General features: G+C 36.6%; 19 protein-coding genes and 1 other RNA gene. 16 read left to right on the top strand and 4 right to left on the bottom strand.

The genetic code is table 11. The features are described 5' to 3' along the window. The first annotated feature begins 4 nt into the window (after nucleotides 1-4). The 4 genes from gatB (at nucleotide 5) to WC623_RS13075 (ending at nucleotide 4,132) form a co-directional block, all read left to right on the top strand. Nucleotides 5-1,468: an Asp-tRNA(Asn)/Glu-tRNA(Gln) amidotransferase subunit GatB gene (gene gatB, locus WC623_RS13090; RefSeq protein ID WP_372851713.1), complete on the top strand. Its 1,464-nt coding sequence runs from the start codon at nucleotides 5-7 to the stop codon at nucleotides 1,466-1,468. A gap of 7 nt (nucleotides 1,469-1,475) precedes the next feature. Beyond that, nucleotides 1,476-2,585, top strand: coding sequence for a redoxin domain-containing protein (locus WC623_RS13085; protein WP_372851711.1), 1,110 nt, complete (start codon nucleotides 1,476-1,478; stop codon nucleotides 2,583-2,585). A 104-nt stretch (nucleotides 2,586-2,689) separates the two neighbouring features. Beyond that, on the top strand, nucleotides 2,690-3,379 hold the full coding sequence (locus WC623_RS13080; protein WP_372851709.1) for a response regulator transcription factor: 690 nt from the start codon (nucleotides 2,690-2,692) through the stop codon (nucleotides 3,377-3,379). A gap of 30 nt (nucleotides 3,380-3,409) precedes the next feature. After that, nucleotides 3,410-4,132 (top strand): RluA family pseudouridine synthase, encoded by a 723-nt coding sequence (locus WC623_RS13075; protein WP_372851707.1) that lies wholly within the window; start codon nucleotides 3,410-3,412, stop codon nucleotides 4,130-4,132. A 58-nt stretch (nucleotides 4,133-4,190) separates the two neighbouring features. Here the strand turns inward: WC623_RS13075 and WC623_RS13070 are convergent, their stop codons facing one another. Both WC623_RS13070 and rnpB read right to left on the bottom strand, forming a co-directional pair. Then, nucleotides 4,191-5,597, bottom strand: coding sequence for a sigma-54-dependent transcriptional regulator (locus WC623_RS13070; RefSeq protein WP_372851705.1), 1,407 nt, complete (start codon nucleotides 5,595-5,597; stop codon nucleotides 4,191-4,193). Between the two features lie 68 nt (nucleotides 5,598-5,665). Continuing rightward, nucleotides 5,666-6,048: RNase P RNA component class A (gene rnpB / locus WC623_RS13065), an RNA gene on the bottom strand. A 146-nt stretch (nucleotides 6,049-6,194) separates the two neighbouring features. Between rnpB and WC623_RS13060 the strand changes: the two genes are divergently transcribed. The 10 genes from WC623_RS13060 to WC623_RS13015 all read left to right on the top strand — a co-directional run bounded on the left by WC623_RS13060 (nucleotide 6,195) and on the right by WC623_RS13015 (nucleotide 20,689). Further along, a complete protein-coding gene (locus WC623_RS13060) occupies nucleotides 6,195-6,494 on the top strand; it encodes a pyrimidine/purine nucleoside phosphorylase (protein ID WP_372851703.1) in 300 nt (99 codons plus the stop codon). Between the two features lie 104 nt (nucleotides 6,495-6,598). Next, nucleotides 6,599-7,174 (top strand): RNA polymerase sigma factor, encoded by a 576-nt coding sequence (locus WC623_RS13055; protein WP_372851701.1) that lies wholly within the window; start codon nucleotides 6,599-6,601, stop codon nucleotides 7,172-7,174. Between the two features lie 75 nt (nucleotides 7,175-7,249). Continuing rightward, the gene (locus WC623_RS13050) at nucleotides 7,250-8,413 is read left to right on the top strand and encodes a FecR family protein (protein WP_372851699.1); all 1,164 of its coding nucleotides are present in this window, start codon (nucleotides 7,250-7,252) and stop codon (nucleotides 8,411-8,413) included. 196 nt (nucleotides 8,414-8,609) lie between these two features. Beyond that, nucleotides 8,610-12,008 carry a TonB-dependent receptor gene (locus tag WC623_RS13045; RefSeq protein ID WP_372851697.1) on the top strand — a complete coding sequence of 1,133 codons (3,399 nt, stop codon included), beginning with the start codon at nucleotides 8,610-8,612 and terminating at the stop codon, nucleotides 12,006-12,008. A gap of 21 nt (nucleotides 12,009-12,029) precedes the next feature. Next, nucleotides 12,030-13,829 (top strand): RagB/SusD family nutrient uptake outer membrane protein, encoded by a 1,800-nt coding sequence (locus WC623_RS13040; protein WP_372851695.1) that lies wholly within the window; start codon nucleotides 12,030-12,032, stop codon nucleotides 13,827-13,829. Between the two features lie 24 nt (nucleotides 13,830-13,853). After that, nucleotides 13,854-14,738, top strand: coding sequence for a DUF5017 domain-containing protein (locus WC623_RS13035; protein WP_372851693.1), 885 nt, complete (start codon nucleotides 13,854-13,856; stop codon nucleotides 14,736-14,738). Nucleotides 14,739-14,747: 9 nt separating this feature from the next. After that, nucleotides 14,748-16,745, top strand: a complete 1,998-nt coding sequence (locus WC623_RS13030; RefSeq protein ID WP_372851691.1) for a hypothetical protein — start codon at nucleotides 14,748-14,750, stop codon at nucleotides 16,743-16,745. A gap of 19 nt (nucleotides 16,746-16,764) precedes the next feature. Next, complete coding sequence (locus WC623_RS13025) at nucleotides 16,765-17,979, top strand: right-handed parallel beta-helix repeat-containing protein (RefSeq protein ID WP_372851689.1); 1,215 nt, start codon at nucleotides 16,765-16,767, stop codon at nucleotides 17,977-17,979. 6 nt (nucleotides 17,980-17,985) lie between these two features. Next, entirely contained in the window at nucleotides 17,986-19,569 is a 1,584-nt protein-coding gene (locus WC623_RS13020) for a beta-N-acetylhexosaminidase (RefSeq protein WP_372851687.1), read from the top strand. A gap of 166 nt (nucleotides 19,570-19,735) precedes the next feature. Then, on the top strand, nucleotides 19,736-20,689 hold the full coding sequence (locus WC623_RS13015; protein ID WP_372851685.1) for a sugar phosphate isomerase/epimerase family protein: 954 nt from the start codon (nucleotides 19,736-19,738) through the stop codon (nucleotides 20,687-20,689). A gap of 35 nt (nucleotides 20,690-20,724) precedes the next feature. Here the strand turns inward: WC623_RS13015 and WC623_RS13010 are convergent, their stop codons facing one another. Next, nucleotides 20,725-21,147 (bottom strand): cytochrome c, encoded by a 423-nt coding sequence (locus WC623_RS13010; RefSeq protein WP_372851683.1) that lies wholly within the window; start codon nucleotides 21,145-21,147, stop codon nucleotides 20,725-20,727. A gap of 2 nt (nucleotides 21,148-21,149) precedes the next feature. Then, nucleotides 21,150-21,797, bottom strand: a complete 648-nt coding sequence (locus tag WC623_RS13005; protein ID WP_372851681.1) for an SCO family protein — start codon at nucleotides 21,795-21,797, stop codon at nucleotides 21,150-21,152. A 196-nt stretch (nucleotides 21,798-21,993) separates the two neighbouring features. Between WC623_RS13005 and WC623_RS13000 the strand changes: the two genes are divergently transcribed. Then, nucleotides 21,994-22,953, top strand: a complete 960-nt coding sequence (locus WC623_RS13000; RefSeq protein ID WP_372851679.1) for a hypothetical protein — start codon at nucleotides 21,994-21,996, stop codon at nucleotides 22,951-22,953. A gap of 20 nt (nucleotides 22,954-22,973) precedes the next feature. Then, entirely contained in the window at nucleotides 22,974-24,296 is a 1,323-nt protein-coding gene (locus WC623_RS12995) for a sigma-54-dependent transcriptional regulator (protein ID WP_372851677.1), read from the top strand. Nucleotides 24,297-24,378: the final 82 nt, after the last annotated feature.

Below are 24,378 nucleotides of genomic sequence, written 5' to 3'. Positions count from 1 at the left end.
ATAAATGAGTACGAAAACTGCAGTTTCTCCAACAGAATTCGAATTGGTATCTGGTTTAGAGATCCACGTACAATTAAATACACAATCAAAAATATTCTCATCTGATAGTGCGGCTTTTGGTGCAAAGCCAAACGAACATATATCCACTGTTTCTGTTGCCTTACCTGGAGCCTTACCAAAGTTAAACAAAGAGGTAATTGCGAAAGCAGTAAGAATGGGCTTAGCATTAAATTGCACAATTAATCAGCTTAATTATTTCGATAGAAAGAATTATTTCTATGCTGATTTACCAAAGGGCTATCAGATTACACAAGATAACAAACCTATCTGTCAGAATGGATTTATCAATCTAACCTTAAGTAATGGTGAAGAAAAACGCATTGGTATAAACAGGATTCACCTTGAAGAGGATGCTGGTAAAAGTTTACATGATCAGGACGAGAAGTTTTCTTATGTAGATCTGAACAGAGCTGGTGTTCCACTTATTGAGATTGTTACAGAACCTGATATCAGAAGTGCCGAAGAAGCATCATTATTATTAACAGAGATCAGGAAACTGGTTCGCCATCTGGATGTGAGTGATGGAAATATGGAAGAAGGTAGCTTACGTTGTGACGCCAATATTTCGATTCGTAGATTCGGTGTACTTGAATTTGGTACACGCTGTGAAGTGAAAAACCTGAATAGTATCAGAAATGTTCGCAGGGCTATTGATTTTGAATATGGTCGTCAGAAAGAAGTGGTTTTGGCAGGCGGAAGCATTGTACAGAGTACGCTGACTTTTGATGCCGATCATGGTACTACAGCTCCAATGCGAAGTAAGGAAGAAGCAAATGACTATCGCTATTTTCCTGATCCTGATTTAGCACCAGTGCATATTTCAGATGAGTGGCTTGCACAAATGAAATTTGAAATGCCTGCATTACCTCAGGAAATAGCTAAACAACTGGTTGCAGATTATGGTGTAAATACTTCTGAGGCAACGTTGTTATCTGAAGACCATGATCTGTTAGGATATTTTAATAATGCACTTCCTTATGCAAACAATAAAAAGAGCCTTGTAAACTGGCTTACCGGGTCAATCAGAGCATTGTTGAATGAACAGGAGATAGGTATAGCTGAATTTAAAGTGATACCTGAACAGTTAGCTGATGTGATCAATATGGTTGATGATAAAAAAATTAGCCAGCAGATTGCACTGCAACAATTGTTACCTGAGCTATTTAAAGCACCGGCAGATAATGTTTTGGATTTAGCGAAACAACTGAACTTGTTGATTGAAGAAAATGACGATGAACTATCAGGCTTTGTAAGTGATGTCCTTAAAAAATATCAACCTCAGGTAGAAGCCTATAAAAAAGGGAAAAAAGGGGTGTTAGGACTGTTTGTAGGTGAAGTGATGAAATTGGCAAAAGGTAAAGCTGATCCTCAGAAAATAAATGAATTGTTACAGGAAAGGTTAAAATAACGAAGATATGATAAAGAGAATAGGATATATATTGCTATTGTGTGTAGCTTTTGCAGCATGTAAAGAGAAGAATAATTTTGTAATAGAAGGACAATTTAAAAATGCTGCTGCCGGTAGTAAAGTGTATCTGTTTGGTATCCAAAAAGACCAGGTATTACCATTAGATTCTACCGTTTTCTCTGAAAAGGGTGAATTTAAGTTTCAGCACAGCACTCCTGGAGTAGATTTTTTTAGAATTGCCTCTGGTAATAATGAATATATGATTATCGCACAAAATGGTGATCAAATTAAAATAAATGCTGATTTAACTGATAAAACTTTAGCATACAATATTTCAGGAGCAACTGAAGCAGATAAACTGGGAGAATTGAATAAGGTTAAAAATCAATATATCTCGAAAATTTCTGATATACAAAGTCAGTTCGATGAAGCTGTTAATGCAAACCCTGATCAGAGAGATGTGATTATGGAGAAGATGAAGCCGTCTTATACTCAGGAGATTGATGGTTTGAATAAAGCTGTCCTGAAATTTGTTCAAGAAAACACAACTTCATTGGCAGGTTTTTATGCTGCTAATCTTCTGAATCCTTCTGAATTTGAAAAGGAATTGGTAGAATACTCAGATAAAATAAAAAGTAATTTCAATGAAAATAAGGCTGTTACTGAATTTTTGGTGAAAATGGCTAAACTTAAGTCTGTTCAAATCGGACAGCCAGCTCCTGAATTTACAATTAACAGTATAGATGGGAAACCTATTAAACTATCTGATTTTAAAGGTAAATATGTTATGCTTGATTTCTGGGCATCATGGTGTATGCCTTGCAGACAAGAAAATCCAAATGTGGTAAAAGCATACCATACTTATAAAGATAAAAACTTCACGATCCTTGGGATCTCTCTTGATAAAGATGCTGTGGCTTGGAAAAATGCAGTTGTAGCAGATAAATTGGAATGGGCACAGGCTGGAGATTTAAAGGATTTTGATAGCCCGACTGCTGTTTTATATTCTATTGAAGCTATTCCAAGCTCTTTTGTTATAGATCCATCAGGTAAGATTATTGCGAAGAATCTTCGTGGTGAGGAGTTAGATGCATTTTTAAACAAGACTTTACGCTAATCCTAAATTCATGTTAATACATTGTAGTTATTAACAATTTGTTAACTTGGGTTTAACGCTATGTTATAATTGATTGCCTAATTTCGTAACAAATAATTAAAACTATGAGCACCGTAAAACAGAAGATACTTATTGTAGATGATGAACCTGATATTTTAGAGCTGATTGAGTATAATCTTAAAAAGGAAGGCTATCAGGTTTACCTGGCAAGTAATGGACTTGAAGGTATTAATATAGCGAAAAAGGTGCATCCGGATTTAATCATTCTGGATATCATGATGCCTAAAATGGATGGAATAGAAGCCTGTAGATTAATGCGTGCTATTCCTGAGTTTAAGAATACATTTATGGTTTTTCTTACTGCCCGTAGTGAAGAGTATTCTGAAATAGCTGGCTTTAATGTTGGAGCCGATGATTATATCGCTAAACCAATTAAGCCACGTGCATTAGTAAGCCGTATTAATGCAATATTAAGAAGAAATTCAAGTGCAGATGAAGTTTCAGATAATAAGGTAGAAATTGGTGATTTAGTTATTGATAGGGAGGCTTATCTGGTTTATCAAGGTGGACAAAAGGTTGTCTTAGCTAAAAAAGAATTTGAATTGTTGTATTTACTTGCCTCTAAACCAGGTAAAGTATACACAAGAGAGTCAATTCTCAAGAATATCTGGGAAGACTCCGTAGTGGTTACAAACCGGACAATTGATGTACATATTCGCAAACTTCGTGAAAAATTAGGCGAAACTTATGTGGCTACTGTTAAAGGAGTGGGCTATAAATTCGAACTTTCTTAGTACTTTTGCAGCTAAGAAATTTTTATCATATTGAAATATCCGTCCTTTAAAGATCTTATACTATTCGAAAACGATGATTATATCGTAGTTAATAAACCACCATTTGTAGCATCATTGGATGAACGCGGTGGTTCAGGTGAAGTAAATATCCTTCGTTTAGCCAGGCAGTATTCTCCAGATGCGCAAGTATGTCATCGTTTGGATAAAGAAACTTCGGGTGCAATTATTATTGCTAAAACACCCGAAGCATATCGTTCAGTGTCCATGCAGTTTGAAAGACGTAAAGTTGATAAAACTTACCATGCTGTGGTTGATGGACAGTTTACATTTAAGGATTTGTTTATTGACCTTCCTATTTTAAATGATGGGAATAAAAGTGTTACGATAGACCGCAAAGAGGGGAAACGTGCTGAAACTATTTTTAATACCATAAAACATTACAGACATTATACTTTGGTGGAGTGTAAGCCTATTACGGGACGCATGCACCAGATTAGAATCCACCTTGCTACTCAGCGTGCAGCAATCGCTGGCGATGATATGTACAGAGGTAAACCAGTATTTCTATCCAGCTTGAAAAAGGGCTATCGCTTATCTAAGGATGAAGAAGAACAACCTATTTTGAAGCGATTTGCATTACATGCCAGACAAGTTGTTTTTAAAGGTATAGATGGCAAAGAAATTGTAATTGAAGCACCATATCCTAAGGATTTTGCAACACTAATCAAACTACTGGATAAGTTTGATGCTTAAAACAAAAAACGTCTCATAATTTATTTATGAGACGTTTTTTGTTTTAAGTTCTATTCTATTATTCTACAGCTCTCTTCAAGCCGAATTTTTCTATTTTACTATATAAATGGCTTCGTTGAATTTCAATGTCATCAGCGGTCTTAGAGACATTCCAGTTGTTTTTTTCCAGCTTAAATTTAATAAATTCTTTTTCAGCATGATCCTTATAATCCTGGAAATTATTGAATTTCTCATAATCAATTGCATTACCAGAATTACTTCCAGCATGTCCATTATTTGAAATTGCTGCTCCTATATTAGTGCCACCTCCTGGATTAGCAAAAGATATTACGTCATTCTCCGTAATCGTTTTATCACTTAAAATAATCAAACGTTCAATCATATTATGTAATTCCCTTACATTTCCTGTCCAAGGTAAACCCTGTAATGCACACATTGCAGCATCACTAATCTTTTTAACAGGCATACCATAATCACGGCAAATTTCTTCAAGGAAGTTTAAAGCGATTTCGGGGATATCCTCAGTACGTTCTGTTAAATGTGGAACATGGATATTAATTACATTTAAGCGGTGGTATAAGTCCATACGGAAATTACCAGCTTCAATTTCTTTTAACAAGTCCTTATTCGTAGCCGCTAATACTCTAACATTTACTTCTTGCTCTTTTTCGCCACCTACACGCGTAATTTTATGCTCTTGTAAAGCACGTAATACTTTTGCCTGAGCAGATAAACTCATGTCACCAATCTCATCCAAAAATAATGTGCCGCCATTAGCTAGTTCAAACTTTCCGATACGTTGTTTTACAGCAGAAGTAAAGGAACCTTTCTCATGTCCAAATAATTCACTTTCAATTAATTCAGAAGGAATTGCAGCACAGTTTACCTCAATAAGCGGACTTTCAGCACGCTGAGATTTTTCATGTAACCAACGTGCAACCAATTCCTTACCACTACCATTTGCACCAGTAATCAATACCCTTGCTTCAGTAGGAGCTACACGCTCAATAGTTTCTTTTATCTTATTAATGTTTTCAGAACTGCCAAGAATATCTCTTGTTTTGCTTGCCTTCCTCTTTAAAACTTTAGTTTCTGTAACCAAGGTTCCCCGATCAAGTGCATTTCTTACAGTAATCAGTAAACGGTTTAAATCTGGTGGTTTAGAGATGAAGTCAAACGCACCTTTTTTACTGGCTTCAATAGCAGTTTCTACGGTGCCATGACCCGATATCATGATAAAGGGAAGATCAGGACTATAAGCCAGAGCCTGTTCTAATACCTCCATGCCATCCATACGATTCATTTTGATATCGCATAGTACAAGGTCAAATTTTTTCTTCTTAATTAGCTCTAATCCTTCGATGCCATTATCAATATCTTCAACTTCGTAATTTTCGTATTCTAAAATTTCACGGAGTGTGTTTCTTATTGCTCTTTCATCGTCAATTATCAATAATTTTGCCATAGGTATGCTAATCATTATTTGTGTGGTTACTAAGATAATTTATATTATCAATAACCCATTATAAAATTATAAAATGCAAGCCTGTAAGCCGGGTTCTGTTCTCAAAAAGATGAGATTCTACCATTAATCTAATATAAATGTTACCATTTATCTCTAACGACCTACCCACTAACATCGAACGAGCAGCCCTACATACGTTAGCCTATTTGGTCTTTCAACTCCCGGGGTTTACCAACTTTCCGATTACGCGGAAAGATCGTGAGCTCTTACCTCACGTTTTCAACCTTACCTGTGCCCGAAAGCCATCGGCGGTGTATTTTCTGTGGCACTTTCCATAATTCAGGCATTCATTCCTGAACCTCTTCCCGTTAGGAAGCGAGATGCTCTGTGTTGCCCGGACTTTCCTCTTTCAAGATAATTAAATCAGGCCAGCGGTAGAACGGCTTGCATTTGGTGCCAAATATACTAAAAACGATTTAACTAAAAAGTATTGATTTTTTACCAATCCCAATGGAAATTAGTTAATGTTGACATACAAACAAAGTATGATTTAGATATATTTGTCGCACATAAATTATAATCAACCAAACCACAGTCATGAGTAATTCAATCAATGAAACAATCGCACACAATGTCTATTTCGAAGGTAAAGTTCAAAGCCTTGGATTAGAAACCGCAAATGGAAAAGCTACCCTAGGTGTTATGAAGAAAGGCGCTTATACATTTTCTACTTCATCACCAGAGAAAATGGTAATTGTTTCTGGTACTATGGAAGTAAAGTTAGTCGGTGCCGACTTAAAAGAATATAATGAGGGAGAGGAGTTTGATGTGGTTGCAAATACTTCTTTTGATGTGATATGCAACAGTGATGTTGCCTATCTATGCTATTACGGATAGTTGAATCCAAAATGTATTTATAAATAGGTTGATCTCAAATATTTGCTTTTAATTTTGAGATTGACCCATTTTAGTGCTAGATTCAAATAGGGGATTTTAAGGGTATGCATAAATATTATGGACTTTCTGATGTAGAGTTATCCGATTTACTTAAGTCGGGTGATCATCTGGCGTATTCAGAAATTTATACCCGTTATAAAGGTCCATTATATATTCATGCTTATAATAAGTTGAGAAATAGGGAAGAGGCAAAAGATCTAGTGCAGGAATTGTTTACAGTATTGTGGAATAAAAGAGAAACATTGCTGCTAACAGATAACCTTGCATCCTACCTTTATGGAGCGGTAAGAAATAGGGTATTTCGAATCATTGGACGTAAAGGAATAGAGTCTTCTTATATAACATCTATTCAGGATTCCATAAATAAAAGCAATTGCATTACTGATCATCGGGTGAGAGAAAGCTTGCTGCAAAAGATGATAGATCGTGAAATAGCTTCTTTACCAGCCAAAATGCAGGAGGTATTCTTGATGAGTAGAAAGGATAATCTTAGTCACAAGGAAATTGCAGAAAAGCTGGGTATTACAGAGCCAACGGTTAAGAAACAAGTGAATAATGCATTGAAAACCCTAAGGGTCAAATTGGGCTTATTTGCCTATCTGATTTTTCTTTTAAAATAAATCAACATTTTTCTACGCCCTAAGGCTTTCTTATGTATCATACTTATAATAACGGTTAAAAACGTTATAATTTGCATGAATAAACAAGAGATACTCGAACTGATTAATAAGTATAATGAAGGTAAATGTAATGCTGATGAAATTAGCTTATTAGAAAGCTGGTATCTGACTCAGAACAGTCTGCATCATAAAGAACTCGATGAACAAAAAATTGAGCAGGATCTTGATCAGGTATTTAAACAATTACCTAAAGCTAAAGTAAGGAAACTCTGGTGGCCAAAAGCGGCTGTAGCTGCGGCTATTGTGATTTTGTGCGCAGGTATAATTGTATATAGCAATTACTTTAAAAGATCTGATCTAGCTTTAGATCAGATAAATGTATATAAGAATGATGTCTTTCCAGGTGGAAATAAAGCGGTGTTAACTTTAGCTAATGGACAACGCATAAATCTTGATAGTACAAAGCATGGAATCGTGATTAATACCACACTTACTTATAATGATGGTACATCCATTACATCTTCTGGTAAAACTGGTAATGATGCTAAACAACTGAGTATGCAAACTCCTCGTGGAGGTCAGTACCGGATTGTATTACCAGACGGCACAAAGGTTTGGTTAAATGCGGGCTCTTTCATTAAATTTCCTTCAACTTTTTCAAAAGCTAGAATTCGTGAAATTGAGTTAAGAGGAGAAGCTTATTTTGAGGTAGCCAAAGTATTTCTGGATAAAGCTATTGCTGGTAAAACAGGACAAAGAATGCCATTTATTGTAAAAACAACCTTACAAGATATTCAAGTACTCGGGACACATATAAATGTGAATGCTTATTCAGATGAACCTGTGACAGCAACAACCCTTATTGAAGGGGCTGTTAGTGTATCTTCAAATGACCGGTTTGCAAAAGCGAAAACAATTAAGCCTATGATGTTAAAACCAGGTGAGCAGGCTGGAACAGATAGTAAAGGACAATTGAACATTAAGAGAGTTGATACTGAGCAGGTATTGGCATGGAAGAATGATTATTTTATGTTTAAAGATGAACCTATAAAAAGCATCATGAGAAAACTTTCTCGATGGTATGATATTGATGTAAGTTATGAGGGAGATCTTTCTGATCTAACATTTCTTGGAGTGGTATCTAAGTCAAAGAATATCTCTACCGTCTTAAAAGTTATGGAATCAACTGGAAGTGTTCACTTTAAAATAGAAGGAAGGAGGATCATAGTAACCAGATAAATTTACTTAAATACGAAAGGGAAACCTGAAGAAGCCGGAGGCGATGCGACCCGCCGCCGGCAAATGCTGAGTTTACCCATTAAAAGTGCTTATACAATCAATCTAAAACCCAACAAGCAAATATATGATTATTTACAACCTGGATCTGTTGAGATTTAGGGTACCTATACACGTACCCAAACAATTTTTGCGAATTATGAAGCTAACCATCATCATAATGACCACTTTTTTACTTCAGGTAAGCGCCGGAACTTATGCGCAAAAGATTACTCTGAATGAAAAAAATGCATCACTAGAACACATTATAACCACAATAAGATCACAAAGTGGTTATGATTTTATCGGGAGTGCAAAGCTGATAAAATCAGCAAAACCAATAAGTATCAATGTAAAACAGATTAGTCTGGATGAGGCTTTGAAAATTTGCTTCCAAAATCAAGATTTAACCTATTCTATTGAAGAAAAGACTGTTGTGGTCAGACTTAAAGAGAAGTCTGTACTTGATCGTGTTGTAGATTATTTTTCTTTAATTAAAATTACGGGTACGGTAACGGACTCTAAAGGCAGTCCACTACCTGGCGTTCTGGTCTCTATTAAAGGAAACACTTACAAATCAGCAACAAATGCCCAAGGAAAATATGTAATACCTGCTGCTGAGGAACAAGCTACTCTTGTCTTTTCCATGTTAGGATTTGCTACGCAAGAAGTAAATGTTGCAGGAAGAAAAGTAATAAATATAGAACTCATAGAATCAGACACTAAACTTGATGAAGTTGTAGTAGTAGGTTATGGATCTGTTCAGAAGAAAGATTTAACTGGTTCGGTAGGACTGGCTAAAGTTTCTGATATGACTAAGGCACCTGTGGCATCTTTTGATCAGGCGTTGGCCGGTCGTATCGCGGGAGTAAATGTTTCTTCGAGCGATGGACAACCTGGTAATGAAAACAATATTGTGATCAGAGGCGGTAACTCGCTTACCCAGAGTTCTGCTCCACTATATGTAATAGACGGTTTTCCGATGGAAGATTTTTCAAGTGCTGCAGTAAGTCCGGAAGATATTGCTTCTATCAGTGTCTTAAAAGATGCATCGGCAACAGCTATTTATGGTTCCAGAGGTGCCAATGGAGTTATTGTAATAGAAACCAAAAAGGGGCTGAGCGGAAAACCTTCTATTAATTACAAGGGATCTGTAGGTTTTCAAGAGGCAACCAATAAAATGGATATGATGAAGCCTTATGACTTCGTAAAATATCAGCAGGAGATATATCCTACACTGGCCGAAAGATATTATTTGGGTGACGTGAATATGACTCTGGATGATTATAAAACCAAAAAGGGATACGATTGGCAGAATAGCTTATTCAGAACTGCTCCTATACATATCCATAACTTATCTGTACGTGGTGGTAATTCAAGTACTAAATATTCTATTTCGGGTATGGTGTATGATCAGCAGGGTGTCATTATCAATTCGGCATACAAACGCTATCAGGGAAGGATGTCCATAGACCAAACGATTAGTAAAAAACTAAAGGCTGGTGCTACGGTGGCTTTGGGGAAAATGATAAAATCAGGTTCGCCGATTGCATCGGGAGAAACCAGTTCAGCAACAAGCTATGTAATGTACAAAACATGGGGATTCCGTCCGGTAACATCTTCGGATGCAATTGACCTGGAGTCTGCCTTGGTAGATCCGGAAAGTACTGGACTTAATCTGATGATTAATCCAATTATTAATGCTAAAGAAGAATTGATTAATAACGATTATGTGGATATTAATGCAAACTCCTATTTATCGTACGATATTGCAAAAGGACTTACATTAAAGGTTACAGCTGGTATAAATAGCCGTAAAAATGAATATACTTATTTTTATAACTCAAGAACATCACGTGGCACACCTTTAAATCCGAGTAATTTTAGAGGTGTTTATGGTGGAGTAGTAAACAGATCGTTCAGCACTTTATTAAATGAAAATACACTTACGTACAACAAAAGGTTTAATAAAGACCATGTTTTAAACGCTGTGGGTGGATTCTCTCTACAGGGAAGTAACAACAAATCTTATGGATTTGAAGCAGATCATATACTCGTAGAAGAGTTGACATTAAATGCTTTAGCTTCTGGAACGCCATATCAGAATACTTCTTTAGAAGGGCTTAGCAGACTTTCCTCTTTTTTTGGAAGAGTCAATTATAATTTCAAATCGAAATACCTTTTTACATTAACGATGAGAGCAGACGGCTCTTCTAAATTTCCTTCAGGAAAAAAATGGGGTTATTTCCCTTCTGGAGCAATTGCCTGGAAAATGAAAGAAGAGTCATTTTTAAAGGATGTCTCAGTGATCTCTGATGCCAAGTTGAGAGGAAGTTTTGGTATCACAGGAAATAACAGGATTGGTGATTTTGACCATTTGCCAAGATTAATTCTGGCAGATTATAATGCGGGTTATTCACATGGAAATGCTGTTCCAACCAAGGGGGCTATTTACACATCTTTGGGTAATTCTTTATTGAGATGGGAAAGTACCCAACAAACAGATATTGGATTAGATTTAGGCTTTTTCAAAGAACGTATTGTATTGAATGCAGACGTTTATCGTAAAGTAACCTCCGATTTATTATTGTCTGCAAATCTTCCAAGAACTACAGGGTTTATCTCTGCATTCAAGAATATAGGTGAAGTGATGAATAAAGGTTTGGAGATAAGCATTAATACGATTAACATTAAAGGCAGAGATTTCTCCTGGGAAAGTAGCTTTAACATTTCTTTTAATAGAAATAAAATCCTGAAACTGTCCGAAGGAGAAGATAATCTTCAAAGTAAAGTAAACTGGGAAAATAATTACAGCGCTCCAATGTATATTGGAAGAGTAGGGCAACCAGCAGCATTATTTTATGGATATGTGTTTGATGGAAATTATCAATATTCAGATTTTGATGAGGTATCACCTGGTAAGTACATGCTGAAAGGGAATGTAACTACCAATGGTGATTCTAGAACTGCTATACAACCTGGTGATATTAAATACAAAGATATGAATGGTGATTTTGTAGTTAATTCATCCGATCTGGCAATTATTGGAAGACCATTGCCAATACATACGGGTGGTTTTTCTAATAACTTTAACTATAAAAGCTTTAGTCTGGGTGTGTTTTTTCAGTGGTCCTACGGTAATGATATTCAGAATGCAAACAGGTTGATATTTGAAGGAAATTCTTTATTCAGACCGCTATTAAATCAGTTCAGCAGTTACAATAACAGGTGGACTCCAGAGAATCAGAATAACGAGCTTTTCAGATCGGATGGACATGGGCCTATTGGTGCATATTCTTCCAGAACTATAGAAGATGGTTCATTCCTGCGATTGAAAACAGTATCACTCGAGTATAAAGTGCCCACTTCAGTAGCTAAAAAATTATACATGAATAATTTAGCTTTTACTGTTTCTTCACAAAACCTATTTACCTGGACAAAATACACTGGAATGGATCCTGAAGTGTCTACCAGACATTCGGCTTTAACTCCTGGTTTCGACTTCTCAGCATATCCAAGAGAGAGGACCATAGTATTTGGAATTAATGCAAATTTTTAATTCAAATTTGATTTTAAGAACATGAAAAGTAATTATATCATTATATGTCTGCTGATTTTACTCAGTTTAAGTTCATGCAAAAAGTTTTTGGAACCTGCGCCTAGAGATATGCTGTCGCCCGTAAATTACTATGATACGGAACAGCAAATGAATAATGCCATTGCTGGTGTTTATGACATTCTTGGACGAGGACAATTATATGCCTATTCGCTTCAATCCCGTCTAGCAACAGAAGCTGATGAGGGTTTTTTCGCTAGTACATCCAGAACAACAGGTCCTCAGTTTTACGATTTGTCATCTAGTGATAGCGAAGTGCTCGACTTTTGGACAGCACTTTATTCTGGAATTAGCAGGGCAAATGCTGTTCTGGAGAATATTAATAAACCTGATATGGATGAAACCAGGAGAAATGCGATTCATGGTGAGGCTTTATTTTTACGAGCTTATTACCATTTTCTGTTGGTGACAAACTGGGGAGATGTGCCATTGATCTTAAGTACGGCCAAATCAGTTGAAGGCAATTCTGTTGCGCGGACTCCAGCAGCTCAGGTATATGAGCAAATTACAAAGGACATGATCGATGCAGAAGCACTGGTTCCTTCCATAACAGAGGTGAAAATTGGCGGAAGAGTTAATAAATCAGCGATAAGAGGTATTCTGTCAAGAGTATATCTTTATTGGGCTGGCTTTCCACTTAAAAACACTGCCAAATATGAAGATGCAAGAAACTGGGCTAAAAAGGTTATGGATGATACAGAAGCAGCACATGATCTGAATCCATCATATAGCCAGGTATTTATCAATTATGCATCTGATAAATATGACATAAAAGAAAGCCTTTTTGAAGTAGAGTTTGCGACAACTGGAATTTATGAACATGGACAGGTAGGTTCATGGATAGGTATACGTTCAAGCAATGCTGACATAGGAACAGCCTATGGTTTTATTGGTGCTAGTAAGAAACTCTATCAGTTATATAAGGCCGGTGATTTGCGAAGAGACAGATCTGTTGCACCTTTTTATTATAATGCTGATGGTACAAAAGCTTACTGGACAGGTACAACATTTTATGGTAGAAGTGTTGGGAAATGGCGTAGGGAAGAAGAAACTGCCAGACCAAAGCTAAGTCAGAATACACCTATAAATTTTGCTTTATTAAGATACTCTGATGTGCTGTTGATGTTTGCAGAAGCAGAAAGCGAACTAAATAATGGTCCAACACAGGCATGTATAGATGCAGTTAATAAAGTAAGACGCAGAGCCTGGGCTAGTGGAATTAATACAATTACCATTACCAATCAGGGAACAGGTTATACTTCTGCTCCTACAGTGACCATCAGTGGCGGAAATGGTTCTGGCGCTGTAGCTACTGCGGTAATTACCACAGGTAAAGTTACTGGGATTAACCTTAGTCCTGACCCACTTACCGGAGTTAAATTAGGTAGTAATTATACGAGTCCACCTACCATTAGTATCACAGGAGGAGGAGGAGGTACAGGAGCAACTGCTGTCGCTACAATTCATCAGGTGTCTGATGCAGAAATATCTATGATGGACAAAGATGCCTTTATGGATTTAATCATTGAAGAACGTTCCAGAGAGCTTTGTTTTGAAGCTATGAGGAAGTATGATCTGATCAGATGGAATATATTAGGCTTTACGCTGAATCAAATGTCTAATGACATTAAATCTAATGCGCCGGATAATTATAAATATGCTGCCTTAAGTTCTTCCAATTTTCAACCAAAAAATCTTGTTCTTCCTATACCTATCAGTGAGATAGCATTGAATAAGGGATTGGTTCAAACTACAGGATGGTAATTTTTTAACCTTAGAATTTTTCACATGAAAATCAGAATATATTTATTAGTGCTGCCATTGATGTCTTGTTTTTTCTCTTGTAGTAAAAGCATAGAAATTTCCAATCCGGAATTTAATGTAACGGTAGCCAAACAAACCTATAAGGTAAATGAAGTAGTTGAGTTCAATTTTTCAGGGAGTGCTGACTATGTCACCTTTTATGATGGGAGTGAAGGACACAATTACGAATTCAGAGAAAGAACTTCAATTGAAGGTGCTGTGCCACAGCTTAAGTTTGATAGTGAAGGAAAGTTTGGGACACAGGTAAATACACTTGCTCTATTGGTGTCGCGGAATTTTAACGGACAATTAAATAAGGAGAGTATTTATAATGCATCCTGGGATGATATTACCAATCGCGCAACGCTATCAGCAGGTACAGTTGTATCATCGGGAACCATAGATCTAAGCGATTTTATCCAACGGGGGCCAATACATATTGCCTTTAAATATATAGGGAAGAATATGGCTACCCCTCAAAAGACATGGTACATCACTAATTTTTCATTAAACACATTAACCCCAGATGGCAAAGTATTACCGATAGTACCTGATTTAGCTAGTGGAGGTTGGTTAGAGCATAGTGTAGCTGGAGATGCCAGGAAATGGAGAATAACTGCGCCAAATCTCTACATAGGTGCAAATGCAAATGAACCTGATAATGAAGACTGGGTCATTACCAAAGCTTTGCAGTTGACATCAGTGAATCCTGATGCGGGTTTAGCGATTAAAGATTTAAGTGGTCCTGTAACCCAATACGCCCATACCTATAAAGAAGCTGGAGTGTATAAAGTTGTTTTTGTTGCTGTTAATGGCAATGTATACGATAGGAAACAAGTAGTAAGAGAAGTGATGATCACCATTGAATAATCTACAGATATGATAAGAATAAATATTTATAACATACTTGCTTTTATGCTATTTATGGGCTCAGGAATTTTACCTGCTGCTGCACAAAAAATAGGTACTGAAGTTAAGTTAGGTGAGAATCAGATTGCAGACCCTGGTTTTGAGAATGCAGATCCTAAATGGATGATTCCGGCTAAATTTGCAACCATTGTAGAGGGGCAGGCTTATGAGGGTAAAAAAAGCATACATTTTAAACACATGGACCCCAAAGTTTATGCACCAAGAATTACTCAGAAAATAAGCGTTAGTCCTGGGGAGACCATTTATTTTAGTGTTTGGGTGAAAGCTAAGAATGTTGATGCAGCAAATGCAGAAAAAAATACCTATGGGGCGCGTGTATACTTACAAAGTTATGATGCTGCAGGTAAAATGATCAATGGCATATATCCAGCATCCAGTGGTCCTGGTACTTATAACTGGAAACAAATAGGGGGGGTATATACAGTTCCAATGGATGCGGAAACAGTTTCTATTGGGATAGGCTTTTTACCAGGAATAACTGGTGAGGTATGGTTCGATAATGTTTCATTACAGTTAGAGGCACCTGAGTTATTTGAGTCTTTTATGGTAAGCCCAAACTACAGAGGAATGGTTTTATCAGGTGATGAAAATGCCTGGACAACAAATTTAAGGATTAATCCATCAGCCCCTGGTCTTAAGGGAAAAGTGCGTGCAGTGTATACCTTAAAGGATAAAAAGAAGATCCTGAGCAAAAGTGATCATACATTCAGTTTAACCAAGAAAGACACAATCTTATCTTTCTCTCCACCAAAAGGTATTCCTGTAGGTAATTATACCTGGAACATGCAGTATTTTAATGAAAAAGGTAAATTGGTACTTGATCAGGAACATCCTGTTGAAATTGTAAAATCTATGCCTGAAGTATACATAGACAAAGAAGGTTTTACGGTGAAAAATGGAAAACGTATTTTTCCATTTGGAGTTTATATCGGGCATCATGACGACCAACATTTAAAGCGTATAAAAGAAGCTGGATTTAATACGGTACTATCTTATGGATACGGTTTTAATAAAGGTGCAGAAGCCTATCTCGATCACGCTCATGAATACAACTTAAATGTAGTATACTCCTTAAAGGATATGTACGAAGGGAGATCAATGAAGATTGACCAACCTCGAAAAACGGCTGTTGAGTACATTAATAAGCTAAAAAATAAGCCAGCCTTATTGTCCTGGTATACTGTCGATGAGTTACTACCCGAATGGCTTCCTAAAATTAAGGACATGTACAATGATATCGTTGAAAATGATAAGAACCACCCTGCTTTTCAAGTGCATTACTATGATGGGGCAAGGATGTTGGAGAAGTATTATTATACTACCGATATCATGGCAACTGATCCTTATCCTGTTGGCAGGCCAGATTTAAACCTGACTACCATTCGTACAAATGCAACGATAAATGGTATGCATGGATCTAAAGGAGTATGGTCTGTTCCACAGATTATGGATTGGGCAGTATATCAAAAAGACAGAAAACCAAAACCTCCAACGCTCGATGAGATGAGAAATCAAGCCTATCAGGCAATTATATCGGGTGCAAAAGGAATGATATTCTATAGTTATTATGACCTTTTTCATGAAAAATGGCCTCGTAACGAATCTTTTAGTGTTGAATATTTTAATGAGCGCTGGAAAGGGGTGAGTTCAATGTCTAAAGAGATTAGTGCTTTGATACCAATGTTATTGGCAGGGAAAGAAAAACCTTTAACTGTATCAGCTAATGATGGAGCCGTAATAAGTGCAAAAGAACATAATGGAGAGCTTGTTATCTTATTAGCTAACCCGTATTATACGGTTAAAAGTATTAGCATTAATATACCTGCAGGTTGGCAAATTGCTTCGAAAGATCAGCGACAAATAGCTGCGGTCCAAACTGGTAATCAGTTAAAATTTACTTTACCTTCTATAGGGAGTGGCATATATAAATTAACTAAGAAATTATAAAACTTTTAAACTTAATTGTATGAATGGATTTTTAAAACTACTGATGTTGAATGTGCTTTTAGTCTCACAATCATGTAAACAAGAGTTTAAGGAAGGCTTCGAAAATAAAGTAGCATCCTCTAAAAGTGAGATCGGAATGATGTCCGTTGCAGATCTAACGATCGAAACAGGAATGACGCTTGCACAAATGAACAGTGTAATTGCTGCAGCTAATGCGGGAGATACTGTATGGGTTGAAGCTGGGACATATTATATTCCCAGTGGAAAAATTGTAATGAAATCTGGTGTAACATTACAAAGAAAGACTGCGGTTAATCCTATTTTTGATGCCACTAGTGTTGCAAATGGTATGCTCACAATGCCCTATTATACAGGGCAAATTGATAACTGCCTGATCAGAGGTATTACTTTTTATAATATTCGATTTAGTGTAAATAGTGCCCAAAATCTCAGGTTTATGTATTGTGACTTCGATTACGGTAAAAGACCTGCTGGGACGGATAAGAATTTCTATCAGGATGCTTATATCCAGTTGACAGGAACGGATAGCGCTGTGGTAGATAATTGTAATTTTTACAGACGTTCGGGGAATAGTGGCAGAGCCATCTGGAACACCTCTGCAACAAATTCAAAAATCATTAATAATGATATTGGTGACGGCGGGGCATTAGGTTATTTTGTAACTGGAATTAATGAGTCGGCTACTAATAATACCATTATCCAGGCAAATAATATTAAGCGTAATCCAGCTTTAAATACTGATGATGCACAAACAGACCATGGTATTTATGCTCATAGTTTTGATCAGGTTTTAATTAAATACAATACCATTTCAGGATGGCCAGCTAATGCGTCTGGTGGTTCTGTAAAGGCACGTAATGGACAGAATATAAGCATATTTGGCAACAACATGACCGGATCTGGGGTCTTATTATATGAATATAGTGGGAGTACTTCACCATTTCTTAAATATGTTGATGTTTCTTATAATACAATTGATATTACCACTAATGTAAACGACATCTATCATGGAATTGGTTATTGGAGGAATAATGCAACCGATATGGAATATTCGATACGAATTACACACAATACGATGCCAAATGGTACCATTCATTTTATTGGTGCAAACCTTGATGTCAGTAATTTTAATGCATCAAGTGGAGGAGTATTTAACAACGATATGGGAATACTTAACATTAAAACCGGAATCAATAACAGCGGTAATTTTTAATCATACATGAAGAAAGAAATAATAATTTTTGTACTGTGTATAGCCTTTTTTAAAGGCTATACACAAGAGTACTGTCCGATAATTCCATTACCCGAAAAGATTGAAAAAAGTAAAGAGAACTTCGCATTAAATAGAAACACAGTAATTGTATTTGAGGACGAACAAATAAAACGCATAGGTGATTATTTACAGTCAGAACTACTTCGTTCAGTACAGATTACACTTTCTACAAGTAACAAAAAGGCTGCAAGTGAAATAGTCCTTTCATATAGTAAAGCTGTACCTAATGTCATAGGCGCATATAAGTTAGCGTTTACAAAAAATAAAGTAACGATTAGCGGTCGCGATAATGAAGGCCTTTTTAATGGAGTTATTTCATTTTTACAGCTGGCCAGTTCAGCAAAAAAAGCAAATAACATCATAAATATTGTTGGTTGGCAAATTACTGATCAGCCACAATATAATTGGCGTGGCTTAATGCTAGATGAGTCGAGACATTTCTTTGGAAAGAAAAAGGTTAAGCAAACACTCGATTGGATGGCCTTTTATAAACTGAATAGATTTCACTGGCATTTAACTGATCAGCATGGTTGGAGGGTAGAGATCAAACAGTATCCAAAGCTGACTACAGTAGGAGGAATTGGAAATTATAGCAACGAAAATGCAGCAGCAAATTACTATACCCAGGAAGAGATTAAAGAGATTGTCAGTTATGCTGCGGAAAGATTTATCCAGGTTATTCCAGAAATAGATATGCCCGGACATGCTTCTGCTGCAAATAGAGCATATCCTGAGTTTAGTGGGGGTGGAAGTAAACAGTTCCCCGAATTCACCTTTAATCCTGGTAAGGAATTGACTTATCAATATCTGACCAATATCCTTAGGGAAACAGATGTAATGTTCCCTTCGCAAATGATACATATCGGAGGAGATGAAGTACATTATGGTAATGAAAAATGGAATACAGATGGAGATATAAAGCAATTGATGGAAAAAGAAAAGCTAAGTGATTTAAAAGCTGTAGAAAACTACTTCTTTAAACGTATGGCAGATTCATTGCTGTTAATAGGTAATAAAGTCCTGGCATGGGATGAAGTTGCTGAATCTAATCTCCCTAAAAATGAAACAATTGTTTTCTGGTGGAGACATAATAAACCAGAGCAATTACAAAAATCGCTGGATAAAGGCTTTTCAGTAGTTTTAAGTCCTCGCTCTCCAATGTATTTTGATTATAAGCAAGATAGCTTGCAGGTTCATGGCCCGAACTGGAAGAAATTCAGTTTAAACTCAACTGAAAATGTATATCATTTTAACCCAGAAAAAATACCAGTGGTTTTTCCAAAGAACAACCTTGTTTTGGGTATTCAGGCAAATGTATGGACGGAGAGGATCGTTACTGAGCAACGACTAGATTATATGATGTATCCAAGGATTGCTGCTTTGGCCGAGGCAGCATGGACTAAAAATAGCAATAGAAATTATGCTCAGTTTATATTGAGATTGAAAGATCAATTCCCTTTGTACAAAAAAAGTGGATTGTATTATTTTGATTTAACAAAGCCTGATTTAACAGGTGAGCCTAAGGAATAAGTCTCTCTAAATAACACTTACTTACAGCTAGTGGATAAAAGCTTGTATCATAAATGTTATGATCAGGCTTTATTATTTCCTTACCTGTTTTTTGCTTTTAAAAGCTATTTTTTATTTAACATTGAAAACTATAAGACATGAATTGAAAATAGACATAACTAATCAGATGAAACTAAAACTAAAATATCTGCTCTGCCTTTTGGTAATAGCGTTAAGTTATCACCCTTCGATGGCCTTAAATCACATAAAAACCCCTAAACGTTTAAAAATAGGTTATTCCATCGGTGTAGCTTCAATAACTCCTCAAAAGATGCAGGATACTAAGTCGGCCGGAGTTGATTACTTAGAGGTTTCTTTGAGCTCATTTTTGGATAAAAACAGAAAATTTAAGTTCACAGATGAGGAGATGATGGAAAAAGTAATAGTCGCAAAAAAGGCTGCTGATGATGCAGGAGTGAAAATCTGGTCTATACATATGCCTTTTAGTAAGGATATCGATTTGTCGTTAACTGATGAATCTGAACGACGTAATGTGGTAGCACTACACACTAAAATACTTAATTACTGTAAAATATTAAAACCAGAAGTGATCTTGTTTCACCCAAGTTATTTTCTTGGATTAAATGAGCGCGAACAACGTAAAAAACAATTGATTAAGTCGGCGGTTGAGTTGAATAAGCAAGTCAAAGCAATCAAGGCAATTATGGTGATTGAAAACATGCTTGGTTATGAGCTAAATGTAGGTGCAGATCGGGAACGTCCATTATGTCGTACCGTAGAAGAAGTGTCTGAAATTATGAGTCGCTTGCCAGCCAATATATATGCTGCAGTGGATATGAACCACATTAAATATCCTGAAAGATTAATCAGAGCTTTAGGTAAGCGCTTGAAATCTGTGCACATTGCTGATGGTACCGGAAAGAAAGAGAATCATTTCTTCCCTTGTTCAGGCGAAGGAGAGAACAATTGGGTAGAGATACTCTCTGCCTTAAACGAAGTTGGATATGATGGCCCATTTATGTACGAAAGTGCTTATAAAGATGTTAAAGACTTTCTACCATGTTATAATACTTTATATCAGAACTTATTGAATTCTAAAGCCAGCGACTCAAAATTATAATACAGGAATCTACTTAGCTGAAAAAGCACCGGATTCTATTTGCAGTTTTTTAAATCATTTGCCACTTGTTCTGGAGTATACATCCCTTGGTTATTACCAAAGGAGTTGGTAATATAAACCATGACTTGTGCAATATCAATATCATATAACTCAGGGAACGAGGGCATTGTGCCCTCGTATTTTTGACCATGTATAATGATGGTATCTTTTATCCCATTTTTTATAAAACACGCAATTCTCTGCTTGTTTTGTTTTAAGGAAATGCTGTCGGTCAGTGCTGGAGCAAGCGTACCAAGGCCTTCGCCTTTTGAACCGTGACAATTTTGACAGTGCTTGATATAGATATCCCTACCGTTAACATGATACATATCTTGCTTTACCTGCCCTGCATTCTGGCAGCCATAAACAATGGAAAATAAGGCAATGGTTAACAATGAACCGATAAGGAGTCTGCGCATTTTTATTTTTTATCTTCAGCTAGTAATAATGGAATATCTTTCATCAATTGAGCAACCTGATTGCTATCAGTGCCATCATAAGCACCACGAATACGTTTTTGCTTATCAATCAGTACCAGCCATCCCTGGTGGATGTAACCATCTTTTGCAGTCGAATCTTCAATAACAGCTACCAGATAATCATTTTCAGCAATTTTATAAATGCTGTCTTTGCTTCCATAAGCAAATTGCCATTTGCCATTATCAACACCTAACTTTTCTGCATATTTTTTCAGAACTGAAGGTTTATCGTATTTGAAATCAATGGTATGTGAAAGATACATTACCTCTGGATTGTCTTTGTATTTTTCAAAAATATCTTTCATGTTACGGTGCATCGTCGGACAGATTGTTGAGCATGATGTAAAAAAGAAATCAGCAATGTAGATCTTATCCTTAAATGTGTCCTGAGTAACAGCAACGCTATCCTGATTTAAAAAACTAAATGAAGGAATTGTCTTGTAAACAGTGTCAACTTGAGTTGTACCATCTGGATTAGTAACCGTTTCGGCTGCTCTTGGTCCCAGGATAGGTAGTTTTTTCTCGTTCTGGCAAGAAGACATGAATATTAGAGTAGCAGTTAATAGAGATAATGAAAAATTTAGCTTCATAAGAATAATGATAATTGAAGAAAAGCAAATGTAATTAAAATGAAATTAACCCTATCGTTTTGATAAGGTATACTATTGCCATAAAAGAGTCATGAAATAATAAATGAACCTTCACAAGTTATAATAGGCGGTTTTTAAGTCTTGTTTAAAACATCGGCATCAGGTTTGAAACGGCTGCCATAAAATTAAATTGATCATGGATAATCAAATGATATTTGTACGTATTGCTACAACAGCCGACTTTAAATACGCAGATGAAATAGTGAAAGAAACAGCCACATCGGCCATTTCACGTGGTTCGGGTATTGCTAAACGGACTGTTGAGTCATTGCATCATAGAATGGAAGAAGGAAAGGCCGTAATTGCAGTCACAGGAGCAGGCGACTGGGTTGGCTTTTCTTATTTTGAAGTTTGGGACCACGGAACTTTTGTTTCCAACTCTGGTTTGATCGTTGCACCGCAATTCAGGAATGCCGGGGTAGCCAAGGCCATCAAAGAACGCATCTTTAAAATGTCGCGCAGAATGTATCCTGAAGCTAAAATATTCAGTATTACCTCTGGATCAACAATTATGAAAATGAACAGCCGCCTTGGCTTTGATCCCGTCAGCTTTGCCGAAATTACACAAGATGAGTGTTTTTGGGAAGGTTGTAAAAGTTGTGTAAACTATAATATTCTCGAAAGTAAGCGCAGGTGCAATTGTTTGTGTACCGCCATGCTTTTTGATCCACAGCTTAAAGATATAGAGATGCAGACCGTAAAAACTGAAGAGGAAAAGCAAGTCATGGTATTGGATTGTGTTGCCTACCCCAGAGCAAGCCTTGTGCCTTTTGCCGAAGGGACCAATGCCATATGTGCAGCATTAATGGATATTAAATGGTTTACAGATTTTGTGTTTCCGATAGAAGGACAACTCCCGAACCCTGTAGAAATGAAAGTGACGGGTGTAAATACCAATTTTCAACAGCTTAATTCCGCCAGTCAGTGTAATTTTACCGTAGAAATAGTATATGACCATAACTACACAGTAAAAGAGATTTTGAATGTCATTAAAAATCATACCTGGTGTAAATTTAAGGTTAGAGATGAAGGTTTTAAGTTTATTGTAGTTGATGAGGTAGCTTACCAGCGTTCAGTTGTGTCGAATAATTACTAATATTGTTGAAATTATCAGCTATGCAGTATACAGTCTTAATTATAGATGACGAAAAGAAGATCTGCAGCCTTCTGGCGCGTATCATAGAACTTGAAGGTTTTAAAGTTTTTCAGGCTGCTACAGGAAAGGAAGGTCTGAAAATTTTAGCCAATAATGATATTTATGTTGTGATCAGTGACGTAAAACTTCCAGATATCAATGGGGTGGAACTCGTTAAGGAAATCAAGAAAATAAAACCGTATGCCGAGGTGATCAACCTGACTGCTTTTGGTACCATTGCCGATGGGGTGATGTCTATGCGAAACGGGGCGTTCGACTACATTACTAAGGGGGATGATAATGATAAGATCATTCCCCTGGTTTATAAAGCCCTCGATAAAGCAAAATTGCAGTACCGTGTGAATGAGCTGGAAAATAAGGTGATCAGGAAATACAGCTTTGATGGAATTCTCGGGAAATCGAAAGCCATTCATGAAACCATAAACCTTGCACAAAAAGTTGCCGCAACAGATACCACGGTATTGTTACTTGGAGAAACGGGGACAGGAAAGGAAGTGTTTGCGCAGGCTATCCACTATGAAAGCTTGCGTAAAATGAAGCCTTTTGTCGCTGTAAACTGTAGTGGCTTTAATCATGAGTTATTGGAAAGTGAGCTGTTCGGACATAAAATAGGTGCCTTTACGGGAGCTATTAAAGATAAAAAAGGGTTACTGGAAGAAGCAAATGAGGGAACAATATTTCTGGATGAAATAGGAGAGATGAATCTCGACTTACAAGCAAAGTTATTACGGGTACTTGAAAATCAAACCTTCATTAAAGTTGGTGATACACAAACCAGTAAGGTGAATGTAAGAATTATAGCTGCCACAAACAGAGATTTGAAGCAGGAAGCCGAGGCCGGTAAGTTTAGGCTGGATTTGTATTACCGCCTTTCCGTATTTTCTATAGAACTCCCTTCGTTATCACAACGTAAATCAGATATATTACTGCTCGCCAGGCATTATTTAGATGAGTTCGCCAATAAGGTGAATAAGCCTGCTTTTAAAATGGACGATCATTTTGAAGAATTGCTAATGAAACATTCCTGGAAAGGGAATATCCGGGAGCTAAAAAATGTAATGGAGCGTGTAGTGATCCTAGCCGATGGACAATTATTAAATGCGAACCTGTTGCCATATGAGTTTCATACTGAAACAATCGGAAATGAAGGGGATATGATGAAGCTTGAAAATGTTGAAAAGCAACATATCGATAAAATCCTCAAATATACCGGTGGCAATAAAACCGAAACTGCCAGGTTACTGGGAATTGGTTTAACAACTTTGTATAGGAAACTTGAATGACAACCCTACTTTTATCGGTCGCTGAACGAAAAATTACCTTCTCTGAAAGCGCATAGGAAAATTTTTCCTTCTTCAGGAAAAA

The organism is Pedobacter sp. (assembly GCF_041645105.1).
Lineage (GTDB): Bacteria > Bacteroidota > Bacteroidia > Sphingobacteriales > Sphingobacteriaceae > Pedobacter.
This window is presented reverse-complemented; position numbering and strand designations above follow the sequence as displayed.

Excerpts from the sequence above, each read along its gene's own strand:
- gatB (WP_372851713.1), top strand. The coding sequence starts at position 5 with ATGAGTACGAAAACTGCAGTTTCTCCAACAGAATTCGAATTGGTATCT.
- WC623_RS13085 (WP_372851711.1), top strand. The coding sequence starts at position 1,476 with ATGATAAAGAGAATAGGATATATATTGCTATTGTGTGTAGCTTTTGCA.
- WC623_RS13080 (WP_372851709.1), top strand. The coding sequence starts at position 2,690 with ATGAGCACCGTAAAACAGAAGATACTTATTGTAGATGATGAACCTGAT.
- WC623_RS13070 (WP_372851705.1), bottom strand. The coding sequence starts at position 5,597 with ATGGCAAAATTATTGATAATTGACGATGAAAGAGCAATAAGAAACACA.
- WC623_RS13060 (WP_372851703.1), top strand. The coding sequence starts at position 6,195 with ATGAGTAATTCAATCAATGAAACAATCGCACACAATGTCTATTTCGAA.
- WC623_RS13055 (WP_372851701.1), top strand. The coding sequence starts at position 6,599 with ATGCATAAATATTATGGACTTTCTGATGTAGAGTTATCCGATTTACTT.
- WC623_RS13050 (WP_372851699.1), top strand. The coding sequence starts at position 7,250 with ATGAATAAACAAGAGATACTCGAACTGATTAATAAGTATAATGAAGGT.
- WC623_RS13045 (WP_372851697.1), top strand. The coding sequence starts at position 8,610 with ATGAAGCTAACCATCATCATAATGACCACTTTTTTACTTCAGGTAAGC.
- WC623_RS13040 (WP_372851695.1), top strand. The coding sequence starts at position 12,030 with ATGAAAAGTAATTATATCATTATATGTCTGCTGATTTTACTCAGTTTA.
- WC623_RS13035 (WP_372851693.1), top strand. The coding sequence starts at position 13,854 with ATGAAAATCAGAATATATTTATTAGTGCTGCCATTGATGTCTTGTTTT.
- WC623_RS13030 (WP_372851691.1), top strand. The coding sequence starts at position 14,748 with ATGATAAGAATAAATATTTATAACATACTTGCTTTTATGCTATTTATG.
- WC623_RS13025 (WP_372851689.1), top strand. The coding sequence starts at position 16,765 with ATGAATGGATTTTTAAAACTACTGATGTTGAATGTGCTTTTAGTCTCA.
- WC623_RS13020 (WP_372851687.1), top strand. The coding sequence starts at position 17,986 with ATGAAGAAAGAAATAATAATTTTTGTACTGTGTATAGCCTTTTTTAAA.
- WC623_RS13015 (WP_372851685.1), top strand. The coding sequence starts at position 19,736 with ATGAAACTAAAACTAAAATATCTGCTCTGCCTTTTGGTAATAGCGTTA.
- WC623_RS13010 (WP_372851683.1), bottom strand. The coding sequence starts at position 21,147 with ATGCGCAGACTCCTTATCGGTTCATTGTTAACCATTGCCTTATTTTCC.
- WC623_RS13005 (WP_372851681.1), bottom strand. The coding sequence starts at position 21,797 with ATGAAGCTAAATTTTTCATTATCTCTATTAACTGCTACTCTAATATTC.
- WC623_RS13000 (WP_372851679.1), top strand. The coding sequence starts at position 21,994 with ATGGATAATCAAATGATATTTGTACGTATTGCTACAACAGCCGACTTT.
- WC623_RS12995 (WP_372851677.1), top strand. The coding sequence starts at position 22,974 with ATGCAGTATACAGTCTTAATTATAGATGACGAAAAGAAGATCTGCAGC.